The following is a 12,734-nucleotide window of genomic DNA, read 5'->3' as shown; positions in this document are numbered from 1 at the left end:
GCGGCAGTCTGGATGCGATCAGGAGCACATCTTGCCCTCGGTCGGCGGAGTGCCGTCCAGGAGGTAGGTGTTGATCGCCGTGTCGATGCAGTCGCTGCCGCGGCCGTACGCCGTGTGGCCGTCGCCGCGGTAGGTGAGGAGGGTGCCGGAGGAGAGCTGGTCGGCCAGGGACTCGGCCCACTTGTACGGAGTGGCCGGGTCGCGGGTGGTGCCGACCACGAGGATCGGGTCGGCGCCCTTCGCCTCGATGCGGTGGGGGGTGCCGGTGGGCCGGACCGGCCAGTGGGCGCAGTTCAGGGCGGCCCAGGTGAAGGTCCTGCCGAAGACCGGGGATGCCTTCTCGAAGACGGTGAGTGCCTGGGCTGCGGCATTGGCGTCGGCGAAGGCGGGCGGCAGATCCAGGCAGTTCACGGCGGCATTGGCGAACATCAGGTTCGCGTAAGTGCCGTTCGGTTCGCGTTCGTAGTAGCTGTCCGACAGGGAGAGCAGGCCGGAGCCGTCGCCCTTCTCGGCACCGGTGAGGGCCTCGCGGAGCTGGGGCCAGGCCGACTCGTCGTACATGGCGGCGATGACTCCCGTGGTGGCGAGGGATTCGGTGAGCTCGCGGGAGGCGCCGGTGGGGATCGGCCTGGCGTCGAGGCCGGCGAAGAGCTGCTTCAGGCGGGTGGCCGCGTCGGCTGCGGAGGTGGTGCCGAGTGGGCAGTCCGTCTTCTTCACGCAGTCGGCGGCGAAGGACTGGAACGCGGTCTCGAAGCCCTCGGTCTGGTCGCGGTTCGCGTCGACTGCGGGGAGCGACGGGTCCATCGCTCCGTCCAGGACCAGGCGGCCGACCCGGGCGGGGAAGAGCCCGGCGTACGTCGCGCCGAGATAGGTGCCGTACGACGCCCCGACGTAGTGCAGCTTCTCGTCACCGAGCAGGGACCGCAACATGTCCATGTCGCGGGCCGTCTCGACGGTGGAGACATGCGGGAGAATCTCGCCCGAGCGCCGCTCGCAGCCGCTTGCGAACTCCTTGTAGGCGTCGCTCAGCCTGCTGACCTCGGTGGCGTCGTCCGGGGTCTGATCGACCTGGGTGTAGGCATCCATCTGCGAACCGGTGAGGCATTCGACGGGCTCGCTGCGGGCCACTCCGCGCGGGTCGATGGCGACCATGTCGTAACGGGCCCGGACCTGGGCGGGATAGCCGATGGCCGCGTAACTCTGGAGGTAGCCGACGGCCGAACCGCCGGGGCCGCCCGGATTCACCAGGAGGGAGCCGATCCGCTTGCCCGGTCCGGTGGCCTTCGCGCGGGAGACGGCCAGCGCGATGTCGCCGCCGTCCGGCTTCGCGTAGTCCAGGGGCGCCTTCATCGTCGTGCACTGGAACCCCTCGACGCCACAGTCCCGCCAGTTCAGCTGTTGTGCGTAATACGGCGTGAGCGCGGCGGGGACGGATGCAGCGGACGGCGAGGCGCTCGTCGAACTGCCACTGCTGCAGCCGGAGATGAGGAGGCCGGCAGTGCCGAGCGCGGTGCCAAGGATGCGGAGCGGGCGCCTGGTGTCCATCCCCGGAGCGTAGTCGCCGCGTGATGGTTCGCCCGCTTGTCTGCTCGTACGGGTGAAAACGCGGTGATAAGCGGCGATGAGCAGCGGCAATGAGTGATGAGTGGCCTCAGCCCGCGCGCAGCGCCATCGTCATCGCCTCCACCGCGAGCAGCGGCGCCACATTGCGGTCCAGCGCCCGGCGGCAGGCGATCACTGCCTCTATCCGGCGCAGGGTGCGCTCGGGCGTGGAGGAGCGGGCGATGCGGTCGAGGGCGTCCTGTGCGTCCGCATTGGCGATGGCGATCCGCGAGCCCAGCTGGATGGCCAGTACGTCGCGGTAGAAGCCGGTCAGATCGGTGAGGGCGAGATCGAGGCTGTCGCGCTGGGTACGGGTCTTGCGGCGCTTCTGTCTGTCCTCCAGCTCCTTCATCACCCCCGCCGTGCCGCGCGGCATCCGCCCCCCGGCGGCAGCGCCGAGCGCGGCCTTCATCTCTTCCGTCTCCTTGGCGTCGACCTCCTCCGAGACCTGTTTGGCGTCATCGGTGGCGGTGTCGATCAGCTCCTGGGCGGCCTTGAGGCAGCCTCCGATGTCCTCGACGCGCAGCGGGAGCTTGAGCACGGCGGCGCGACGGGAGCGGGCCCTCTCGTCGGTGGCGAGGCGGCGGGCCCTGTCGATGTGGCCCTGGGTGGCACGGGCGGCGGACGCGGCCCGCTCCGGATCGATGCCGTCGCGCCGGATCAGGACGTCGGCGACAGCGTCGACCGGGGGCGTGCGCAGCGTGAGGTGACGGCAGCGGGAACGGATGGTGGGCAGCACGTCTTCGAGGGAGGGTGCGCAGAGCAGCCACACCGTGCGCGGCGCGGGCTCCTCGACGGCCTTCAGCAGGACGTTCCCCGCGCCTTCGGTGAGCCGGTCGGCATCCTCCAGAACGATGACCTGCCAGCGGCCGACGGCCGGGGAGAGCTGGGCGCGGCGGACCAGCTCGCGGGTCTCCTTCACACCGATGGAGAGCAGATCGGTACGGACCACCTCTACGTCGGCGTGCGTACCGATGAGGCTGGTGTGACAGCCGTCGCAGAAGCCGCAGCCCGGTGCGCCACCCAGGGCGCGGTCGGGGCTGGTGCACTGGAGGGCGGCGGCGAAGGCCCGGGCGGCGGTGGAACGGCCGGATCCCGGCGGGCCTGTGAACAGCCAGGCGTGGGTCATCTTCGACCCCGGAGGCACCGACTCCCCCGCGGAGTGGGCGGTGACCAGCGCATCGGCGTCCCGGGCGGCGGCGCCGAGCTGCTCCTGCACCCGGTCCTGACCGACCAGGTCGTCCCATACGGTCATGGGTCACCGCCCTTCCGGTGGTGTGCGGCTGCGCGGCTCTCCTGCGATGCGGCCGCGCAGCTGTGATGTCACTGCTTGTCGATCCGACTCCCATTGTGGGGGACGGGTCTGACAATCCCGGCAGCACCGCAGTCCGGCTGCCGGGCAGACCCGCCCGGCAGCCTCCGCGGATCAGCGGCGCGGGCGCCGTCCCCGGCCCGAGGGGCCTGAGTCCTCGTCGTCGCTGCGGTCGCCCAGCAGCTCGTCCGCCAGCGTCGGAAGATCGTCCAGCGGTGTCTCCTCGGCCCAGTCGGGACGAGGGCGCCGGCCCCGGCGCTCCTGGTGTTCCTGACGTTCCTGACCGTCCCAGTGGTCCTGAGCCGGCTGCGGGGCGACCGCATGCGGGTCGCTGATCTGCGGAAGCTCGCGCGTGCGCTCGTTCTCGCTCTCCCGGGCGGAGTCCGCCGGGCGCTCGTCACGGAAGATGCCCCGCGGAACCCGGTCTGCCGGATTCACGTCCCGGGCGTCACGAGCAGCCCGGGCGTCGCGTACGTCCCGTACCGGAGGAAGAACCGCCGTCTCATCCGCGGCACCCGCCGCGCCAGGGCGCTCGGACCGGTCATGGATCTTCGGAATCATTGCCGTCTCGGCCTCGTCGGAGGGCGAGGGCGGGGTGACCGGCGAAGGCACCGGCTGCGTCACATCGTTCGGGTTGACGATCGGTGTCGACACCGTGATCTCGCTGTCCGGCACGGACGCCGCCGCAGCCGCCTCGGCCTCGGCCTGCCGACGGGCTTCCTCGGCCCGCAGCAACGCCTCTTCGGCCTTGCGCTGCTTCTCCAGCCGCCGCGCCTCGGCCTCCTTGCGCAGCCGGGCCTCCTCCTCGGCCTGCCTGCGCAGCCGGGCCTGCTCGGCCTCGCGGGCCGCTTCCTCGGCCGCCAGCCTGGTCCTCTCCTCCTCGGCCAGACGCCGGGCTTCCTCGGCCCGCTGCCGAGCCTCCTCCGCCTGGCGTTCGGCCTCGCGCTGGCGTGCCTCCTCCAGTTCGCGGCGCTTGCGCTCCTCCTCCTCGGCACGGAGCTTGGCGAGCTGTTCCTGCCGCTCGCGCTCCAGCCGCTCCTCCTCGGCCTTGCGGGCCGCCTCTTCCTCGGCCTTGCGCCTGGCCTCTTCCTCGGCGGCCTTGCGCGCCTCCTCCTGGGCCTTGATCTCGGCCTCGGAGAGCGGGAGAAGCTGGTCGAGCCGGTGGCGTACGACCGTGGTGATCGATTCCGGATCCTGGCCCGCGTCCACCACCAGGTAGCGGGTCGGGTCGGCCGCGGCCAGCGTCAGGAAGCCGGACCGCACCCGGGCGTGGAACTCTGGCGGCTCGGACTCCAGCCGGTCGGGCGCCTCGGTGAACCGTTCCCGCGCGGTCTCCGGGTCGACGTCCAGCAACACCGTCAGATGCGGTACGAGTCCACTCGTCGCCCAGCGCGAGATCCGGGCGATCTCGGTCGGGGAGAGGTCACGGCCCGCGCCCTGGTAGGCAACGGACGAGTCGATGTAGCGGTCGGAGATGACGATCGCGCCCCGCTCCAGCGCCGGACGGACGACCGAGTCGACGTGCTCGGCGCGGTCGGCGGCGTACAGCAGTGCCTCGGCCCGGTTGGAGAGCCCGGCCGACGACACATCGAGCAGGATCGAGCGCAGCCGCTTGCCGACCGGCGTCGCGCCCGGCTCGCGGGTGACGACGACCTCGTGGCCCTTGGCGCGGATCCACTCGGTGAGCGCCTCGACCTGGGTGGACTTGCCGGCGCCGTCGCCGCCCTCCAGGACGAGGAAGAAACCGGTCGCGGCGGGGGCGACGGCCGGGTCGCCGCCGCGCAGTGCCTCGCGCAGATCACGGCGCAGCGGCACTCCGGAGCGGTCGTCCGTCTTGGCGAGGACGATCACGGAGACGGGCAGCAGCAGTGCGCCGATCAGCATCAGCGCGAAGGCCGCTCCGCCGTGGGCGAAGACGAAGTTCCCGGAGGTCAGCCGGTGCTCGCCGATCGCGGCGGCCAGCAGCGGGCCCGCGAGCGCGCCGAGCGCGATGAGGACCCGTACGACGGCCTGGAGGTGTTCGGTGGTCCTGGCCCGGCGGAACTCCTCGGTCTCCTGGTCGACCAGGACATGACCGGTGCCGGCCGCGACACCCGCCGCGTATCCGGCGAGCACCGCGATCATCAGCACGGTCGCCGTGTCCGGCACGAGTCCCATGGCAAGGAGTGCGATGCCCGTGACGGCGGTGGCCAGCGCGAGCAGCCGGCGCCGCGACAGCGCGGGCAGCACCTTCCCCGCGGTTCGGATGCCGACACCCGTGGCTCCGGTCAGACCGAGGATCAGCAGGGCGAAGGTGGCGGGGCCGCCGCCCAGGTCGGCGGCGTGCAGTACGGCGACGGCGGCAGCGGCGGCAATGGCTCCGGCGACTGCGGCAGAGACGCCGACGATCAGCGGCACGGATCCGGTGCGGCCCTTGTCGGGTCCGCTGCCGGTCGACGGCCGGCGCAGGCCCTCCAGCGGCGAGCGCGGGCGGGGCGTCTGCGAACCGGGCAGTTCCAGGAAGTACAGGGTGGAGATCGAGGCCGAGAAGAGCCCGGCCGCGACGTACGAGCCGAGGGCCGCCTGGTGGACCGAGAACCACTCCAGGCCCGAGCCCAGCAGGTTGCCGATGAGCGTGGCGATCAGCAGGACGGCCGCGGCGGCCGGAATGGCGGCGAAGTCGGTACGGATGGAGAGCCGGCGCAGTGCGTCGAGGTGGTCGGGCAGCGGACGTACAGCGGCGCCTTCGGGGGGCGGGGCGGGCAGCAGCGCGGGGGCGGCACCGTCCTTGGCAACCGTCCACAGGCGTTCGGCTGCGCCGATGACGAAGACGGTGATGAGGATCATCATGAGCGCCTTGTCCGGCATCCAGTCGATCCACAGCGGTGCGACGACCAGCAGCGCGAGCCGCAGCCCGTCCGTCCCGATCATCAGCCACCGCCGGTCCAGCGGTCCTCCTGGCGCGGTGAGCGTCGTCAGCGGCCCCAGGAGTACGGCTCCGAAGAGCAGGGTGGCAAGGATCCGGGCACCGAACACCGCGGCGACGGCAAACGCCGCCCCTCGGTACCCGGCTCCGAATGAGCCCTCAAGGACCGCCGCTTGCAGCGACATCAGCACCAGCACGAGAAGGGCGAGTGCATCGCCGATACTGCCGACGAGCTGGGCGCTCCACAACCGCTTCAGCGGGGGAACACGCAACAGGGCTCGTACGGCGCGCTCGCGTGAGTCTGCGGCAAGTGTGTCGGAGGTGGGGCTCACGACCGTTGGCTGCTCGGCTCGCGTCATCCGCCCAGCCTATCCGGAGCGGCGGGGTCCCCGGAGGCCCCGCCCGAACATATGGGCGTCCCGGGGGTGCGGGCGTCTCCAGCACCCCGGCGATGGAGGGGCATTCCCAGCCCCTCCGGCGCTTGAGGAGTGGGGTCCGGGGCAGAGCGCCGGTTCCGGGAAAGCGCGGTCAGGGGACCGGCCCCGCCGCAGGCGCCCCAGCCTCGCCCACCCGACCCCGGTACGCAAACGCCGGAGGGGCTGGAAAACCCAGCCCCTCCGGCGATCGGTCGTACGGTCAGTCCTCCACAGACGCCGCAGTCGTCCTCTTCGCCGCAGTCGCCTTCTTCGCCGTAGTTGTCTTCTTCGCGGTCGTCGTCTTCTTCGCCGCGGTCTTCTTGGCTGCCGCGGTCGTCTTCTTGGCCACCGTCTTCTTCGCGGTCGCCTTCTTCGCGGTCGCCTTCTTGGCCGGGGCCTTCTTGGCCGTCTTCTTCTTGGCGGGCCCCTTGGCGCGCTTCTCGGCGAGCAGCTCGTAGCCGCGCTCCGGCGTGATGGTCTCGACGCTGTCGTCGGTCCGCAGCGTCGCGTTGGTCTCGCCGTCGGTGACGTACGCACCGAAGCGCCCGTCCTTGACCACGACCGGAGCCCCGCTCACCGGGTCGGTGCCCAGTTCCTTCAGCGGCGGCTTGGCGGCGGCGCGGCCGCGCTGCTTGGGCTGGGCGTAGATCGCGAGGGCCTCTTCGAGGGTGATGTCGAAGAGCTGTTCCTCGGAGGTCAGCGACCGCGAGTCCGTGCCCTTCTTCAGGTACGGGCCGTAGCGGCCGTTCTGCGCGGTGATCTCGACGCCGTCGGAGTCCTCGCCCACGACACGCGGCAGCGACATCAGCCTGAGCGCGTCGGCCAGCGTCACCGTGTCCGGCGACATGGACTTGAAGAGCGAGGCCGTCCGCGGCTTGACCGCGTTCTTGCCGGTCTTCGGGGTGCCCTCGGGCAGTACCTCGGTGACGTACGGGCCGTAACGCCCGTCCTTGGCGATGATCTGGTGCCCGGTGACCGGGTCCGCACCGAGCTCGAAGTCGCCGCTCGGCTTGGCCAGCAGCTCCTCCGCGTACTCGACGGACAGTTCGTCGGGCGCCAGGTCCTCCGGCACGTCCGCGCGCTGGTGACCCTCGGAGTCCTTCTCGCCGCGCTCGATGTACGGGCCGTACCGGCCGACCCGGAGCTTGATGTCGTTGCCGACGGGGAAGGAGGAGATCTCACGCGCGTCGATCGCGCCGAGGTCGGTGACGAGCTCCTTCAGACCGCCCAGGTGGTCGCCGTCGCCGTTGCCCGCGTCGGATGCCGCTCCCGCGCCAGCCGTGTCGCCGGCGCCCGCACCGAAGTAGAAGCGCTTCAGCCACGGCACGGACTGGGCCTCGCCGCGCGCGATGCGGTCGAGATCGTCCTCCATCTTCGCGGTGAAGTCGTAGTCGACGAGCCGGCCGAAGTGCTTCTCCAGCAGGTTGACCACGGCGAAGGAGAGGAAGGACGGGACGAGCGCGGTGCCCTTCTTGAAGACATAGCCGCGGTCGAGGATGGTGCCGATGATCGAGGCATACGTCGACGGGCGGCCGATCTCGCGCTCTTCGAGCTCCTTGACCAGCGAGGCCTCGGTGTAGCGGGCCGGCGGCTTGGTGGCGTGGCCGTCGACCGAGATCTCCTCGGCGGACAGCGCATCGCCCTCGGTGACCTGCGGGAGGCGCCGCTCACGGTCGTCGAGCTCGGCGTTCGGGTCGTCGGCGCCTTCGACGTACGCCTTCATGAAGCCGTGGAAGGTGATCGTCTTGCCGGACGCGGAGAACTCGGCGTCCCGGCCGTCGCTCGCCCGGCCACCGATCTTGACGGTGACGGAGTTACCGACCGCGTCCTTCATCTGGGAGGCGACGGTTCGCTTCCAGATCAGCTCGTAGAGCCGGAACTGGTCGCCGGTGAGGCCGGTCTCGGCAGGGGTGCGGAAGCGGTCGCCGGAGGGGCGGATCGCCTCGTGCGCCTCCTGCGCGTTCTTGACCTTCCCGGCGTACGTACGCGGCTTCTCCGGCAGGTAGTCGGCACCGTACAACTGCGTGACCTGCGCCCTTGCCGCGGAGATCGCGGTGTCGGAGAGGGTCGTGGAGTCGGTACGCATGTAGGTGATGAAGCCGTTCTCGTACAGCTTCTGCGCGACCTGCATGGTGGCCTTGGCCCCGAAGCCCAGCTTCCGGCTCGCCTCCTGCTGGAGGGTCGTCGTGCGGAACGGGGCGTATGGGGAGCGACGGTACGGCTTCGACTCGACGGACCGTACGGCGAACGTGGCGTCGGCGAGCGCGGCGGCCAGGGCGCGGGCGTTCGTCTCGTCCAGGTGCAGCACCTGACCGGAGCCGGACTTCAGCCGCCCGTCCGGACCGAAGTCACGGCCCTGGGCGATGCGGCGGCCGTCGACCGCGCTGAGGCGGGCGACGAGGGTCGACGGGTCGGAGGCGTCACCGGTGCGGCCGGTGGCGAAGGTGCCGGTCAGGTCCCAGTACTCGGCGGAACGGAAGGCGATGCGCTCGCGCTCCCGCTCGACGACGAGTCGGGTCGCCACGGACTGGACGCGGCCGGCCGACAGGCGCGGCATGACCTTCTTCCACAGGACCGGCGAGACCTCGTAGCCGTAGAGACGGTCGAGGATTCGGCGGGTCTCCTGGGCATCGACCATGCGCTGATTGAGCTCGCGCGGGTTGGCGACGGCCTCCCGGATCGCGTCCTTGGTGATCTCGTGGAAGACCATCCGGTGGACCGGGACCTTGGGCTTCAGAACTTCCTGCAGGTGCCACGCGATGGCTTCGCCCTCGCGGTCCTCATCGGTGGCGAGGAAGAGTTCGTCGGACTCGGCCAGTAGCTGCTTGAGCTTCCTGACCTGCGCCTTCTTGTCCGCGTTGACGACGTAGACGGGCTGGAAGTCATGCTCGACGTCTACGCCGAGCCGACGGACCTCGCCGGTGTACTCGTCCGGGACCTCGGCGGCGCCGTTCGGCAGGTCGCGGATGTGCCCGACGCTCGCCTCGACGACGTATCCGGGGCCGAGGTAGCCCTTGATCGTCTTCGCCTTGGCAGGCGACTCGACGATGACGAGTCGGCGGCCGCCCTGTGCGGTCTCGCTGGTCGGGGACAACTTCGCTCTTCTCTCCGGTCGACACTCAGTGGGCATCCGGGCAGCGCGATGACGCTGCCGACGGTGCTGTCGCTGCGGAGTGTGACGGTACAACCCGCCCCCGTGTCAAACGGCAAAAGCCCGCAACGGCCACTCGAACGGTAACCCGACTTCCGCCATTCCTGCCGCCCGGACTGCCCGGTTCGCCGCGCACACGGCCGCTGCCTGCGGGTTTCTGGTTGCTGTGGCGGCGCTGCCGGCACCGGCGGTGAGTGGCGGACGGGCCGGGCGTGTTCCCTGCCACTGGCCGCCGTGACCTGCGGTTTCCGGCCCGGTCCGGCGGGGAGTGGATCAGATGCGGGTGAAGCACCACACACCGAGGACGAGAAAAAGTACGCCGAACACAGTGGCGAGAGCTGCGGAGGCGACGGGGCTCACACCGTGCGCCACCGGCGCGCGGTGCAGCACGCGCGCCCCCGTCCACAGCAGCAGCGCGGCGCCGAACAGCGCGAATGCTGTTCCGGCGAAGACCGCAGGTCCGCTCTCCATGTCCGTACGCCTCCCTGTCCCTGGTCGGCCGGGGCCCGTGCCATCCGGTCAGGGGGAGGCTGCCACCCCAGGGCGTCGTGCACGCGAACCCCCGGTGAATGGCCGGATTCACACATCCCGGAAGCGCGAGGCCGAAGCCCCGGGGCAACACCGGTCCGCAAGCCAACCGGAATCCACAGCCCCGCGGCGGACCGCCGGCGGTGAGCATGAAGGCGCTGGTGGCGAGCCCGTTCATTACACACGGCAGCACGCACCCGGACCGGAACGGAACCCGGTGCCGGAGACAGCCGCGGTGGCGGAGTCGGCAGCCGCCCCACCCCGGGACCAGGGCCGGGGTGGGGCTGGGACGAGAGCAACGCCATCAGCTCGCCGACGGCACCGGCTCCAGGAAGCCCTCCTCCACCAGCAGTCGGATCGCCTGCGGGGTGCGATCGCGCAGCAGCACGGGGTCCTCGTTCATCAACTGGGCGATCGCGTCCAGGATCCGGCCCGCGGGCAGTGTTCCGTCGCACACGCCCGCAAAGCCCGCGCCGACGGCGTCGACCTTCGTCGCACGCCGCATGCCGCGGTTCTGACGGAGCACCACATGCTCGGGGTCCTCCGCGCCCGGCAGTCCGACCTGCTCCTGCACGACCTCGGCGGCGAGTGCGAAATGGCCGGCCAGGAGCGCCGCGTCGTCCTGTTCGCGGAGGTAGTCCTGGCGGGCGAAGTGGGCCTGGACGGCCGGTCCGAGCGGCTGCTCCACCGCATGCGGCCACTCCTCGATCACGACGGACGGGTTCCCGGCGGCAGCCGCGGCGGACTTCCGCAGGGTGATCCAGCCGAAGCCGACGCCCTTGGTCTTGCGGGCCTCGAACTCGTCCAGCCAGGCGTCGTACCGTGCGGCGTACTCTGCCGGGTCCGTGCGGTGGTCGCCGCTGTCGCGCAGCCACAGCTCCGCGTACTGCGTGACGTCCTGGACCTCGCGCTGCACGATCCAGGCGTCGCAGCCGTGAGGCACCCAGGAACTCAGCCGGTTCTGCCACTCCTCGCCCTCGATGTGCTGCCAGTTGGCGAGGAAGTGGGCATATCCGCCTTCGTTCAACCGGTCGCCCGACTGCTGCACCAGGGTCCGGCACAGATCGTCGCCGCCCATGCCGCCGTCGCGGTAGGTGAGGCGAGCGCCGGGCGAGATGACGAATGGCGGGTTGGAGACGATCAGGTCGTACGTCTCGGTTCCGACCGGCTCGTACAGGGAACCCTGGCGCAGCTCGGCCGGGGCGGCATCGGACAGGGCGAGCGTCAGCCGGGTGAAGTCCAGCGCACGCGGGTTGAGGTCGGTGGCCGTGACTCGGGTGGCGTGCTGCGAGGCGTGCAGCGCCTGGATGCCGGAGCCCGTACCGACATCGAGCGCGGAGGCGACAGGCGTACGGACGGTGATCCCGGCGAGCGTGGTGGACGCTCCGCCGACTCCGAGGACCACGCCCTCCTCGCGCGAACCGATGCCGCCCGCGCCGCCGACCGCGCAGCCCAGGTCGGAGACGATGTACCAGTCCTGTCCCTCGGGCCCGCTGTACGGGCGTACGTCGACCGTGGCCCGCACCTCGTCGCCGGTCCGGGTCAACCAGCCGTCCTCGATGCACTCGGCCAGTGGGAGCGCGGCGCGGGCCCGCTCGTACGGGACGGAGTGCTGGAGCAGGAAGAGCCGCACCAGTATTTCGAGCGGGGAGTCCCCCCTGGTGGCACGCAGCGCCGGAACCGTCTCGCTGCGGGCGAGCGCGGCATAGGCCGGCGCACCGAGCAGGTCGAGGAGCCCGTCGGCGGTGAAGGCGGCGGCGAGCAGGGCTTCGCGGAGCCGGGGCGAACGGTCGGGCGCGGGGAGACTGGTCGTACTCACTCACCCATTGTGGCCGTTACCACTGACAACGGCAGCGGCCCGGCGCCCACCGTGGCCGCCGGGCCGTCCGTACAACCGCCGCTTCCGTTCGGTTACGGCTTCTTGCTGGGAGAGGCGGACGGGGAGGCCGACTTCGAGGAAGCGGTATTCGGCGGCACCGAGGCCGTCGGCTTCTGGCAGCCCTTCTGCTTCGCCATCGCGGTGCCGACCTCGCCGGACTGGAGCTTCTTCAGCGCCTCGTCACCGCCGGTACTGATCTTGTTCAGCTCGTCCGCGATGCCCTTGAGACCGTCGGCGAACTTCGCCTGGTCCTTCGTGTTGAGGGCGTCGACCTTCTTCTGCAGGTTCGCGTACGCCACGGAGGAGGCGTTGAGCTCCTTCACGGCCTCCTTCTGCGTGGTCTCGCCGCCGTCGACCGGCGGCGCGCCCGCCGAATCGACAGCCGCGCCCAGTGCCTTGTACGCCTGCGAGATCTGCTGGAAGGCGGCCGAGTCGGTCCTCTGGACGTCGGCGGGCTTGCTGTTGTCGGCGGTCTGCTGCTGGATGGCGGCGTTGGCGTTCGCGATCTTCTGCAGTTGGGGCTGGACCTGGTCGCAGACCTTCTTGGCCCAGGCGTTCACCTTGCCACTGTTGTCGTCGCTGCTGCAGCCCGACAGCGTAAGTACCAGTACCGCACCGCCGGACAGCGCGGCCGCAAGCTTCTTGTTCACCGGATCGGTCCCTTCCAAGGCTCTCGGCCCCGGAACTTACACGTCGAGCGCCCTCCATCCGGGTGCCGGACGTCCGATGAGTGTCCTTTTGCAGCCATTTGCACCAAGGGAAATGAGGGAGATACAACTCACCCACACGGCCCTCCGAACACTGGAACATTTGTACGAGCAAGCACACGGACGGGTGTACCGACCGCCGTACCGACACCAGAACACGACCGGGCGGACGACACATCAGACTGCGTCGCCCGCCCGGTCGTTGAGCCAGGGCCGACTACATGCCACCGGCCT

General features: G+C 70.7%; 7 protein-coding genes. All 7 read right to left on the bottom strand.

Features of this window, described 5'->3' with window-relative positions:
• Positions 1–18: 18 nt before the first annotated feature.
• The 7 genes from OG609_RS22490 to OG609_RS22460 all read right to left on the bottom strand — a co-directional run bounded on the left by OG609_RS22490 (position 19) and on the right by OG609_RS22460 (position 12,443).
• Positions 19–1,545: an alpha/beta hydrolase gene (locus OG609_RS22490; RefSeq protein WP_327274462.1), complete on the bottom strand. Its 1,527-nt coding sequence runs from the start codon at positions 1,543–1,545 to the stop codon at positions 19–21.
• A 106-nt stretch (positions 1,546–1,651) separates the two neighbouring features.
• On the bottom strand, positions 1,652–2,857 hold the full coding sequence (locus OG609_RS22485; protein ID WP_327274461.1) for a DNA polymerase III subunit delta': 1,206 nt from the start codon (positions 2,855–2,857) through the stop codon (positions 1,652–1,654).
• Between the two features lie 171 nt (positions 2,858–3,028).
• Positions 3,029–6,178 (bottom strand): dTMP kinase, encoded by a 3,150-nt coding sequence (tmk, locus tag OG609_RS22480; RefSeq protein ID WP_327274460.1) that lies wholly within the window; start codon positions 6,176–6,178, stop codon positions 3,029–3,031.
• Between the two features lie 277 nt (positions 6,179–6,455).
• A complete protein-coding gene (gene topA / locus OG609_RS22475) occupies positions 6,456–9,329 on the bottom strand; it encodes a type I DNA topoisomerase (protein WP_327274459.1) in 2,874 nt (957 codons plus the stop codon).
• Between the two features lie 330 nt (positions 9,330–9,659).
• On the bottom strand, positions 9,660–9,857 hold the full coding sequence (locus OG609_RS22470; RefSeq protein ID WP_093893721.1) for a hypothetical protein: 198 nt from the start codon (positions 9,855–9,857) through the stop codon (positions 9,660–9,662).
• A gap of 361 nt (positions 9,858–10,218) precedes the next feature.
• Positions 10,219–11,733 (bottom strand): class I SAM-dependent methyltransferase, encoded by a 1,515-nt coding sequence (locus tag OG609_RS22465; RefSeq protein WP_327274458.1) that lies wholly within the window; start codon positions 11,731–11,733, stop codon positions 10,219–10,221.
• A 92-nt stretch (positions 11,734–11,825) separates the two neighbouring features.
• Entirely contained in the window at positions 11,826–12,443 is a 618-nt protein-coding gene (locus OG609_RS22460) for a small secreted protein (RefSeq protein ID WP_327274457.1), read from the bottom strand.
• Positions 12,444–12,734 lie beyond the last annotated feature (291 nt).

The organism is Streptomyces sp. NBC_01224 (genome assembly GCF_036002945.1).
Classification (GTDB): Bacteria; Actinomycetota; Actinomycetes; order Streptomycetales; family Streptomycetaceae; genus Streptomyces.
Note: the sequence above shows the minus strand (reverse complement) of the source record. Positions and strands in the feature narration are given on the sequence as shown.

What these genes read in the sequence shown, in the direction of transcription:
- OG609_RS22490 (WP_327274462.1), bottom strand. Translation starts at nt 1,545, where the DNA reads ATGGACACCAGGCGCCCGCTCCGCATCCTTGGCACCGCGCTCGGCACT.
- OG609_RS22485 (WP_327274461.1), bottom strand. Translation starts at nt 2,857, where the DNA reads ATGACCGTATGGGACGACCTGGTCGGTCAGGACCGGGTGCAGGAGCAG.
- tmk (WP_327274460.1), bottom strand. Translation starts at nt 6,178, where the DNA reads ATGACGCGAGCCGAGCAGCCAACGGTCGTGAGCCCCACCTCCGACACA.
- OG609_RS22470 (WP_093893721.1), bottom strand. Translation starts at nt 9,857, where the DNA reads ATGGAGAGCGGACCTGCGGTCTTCGCCGGAACAGCATTCGCGCTGTTC.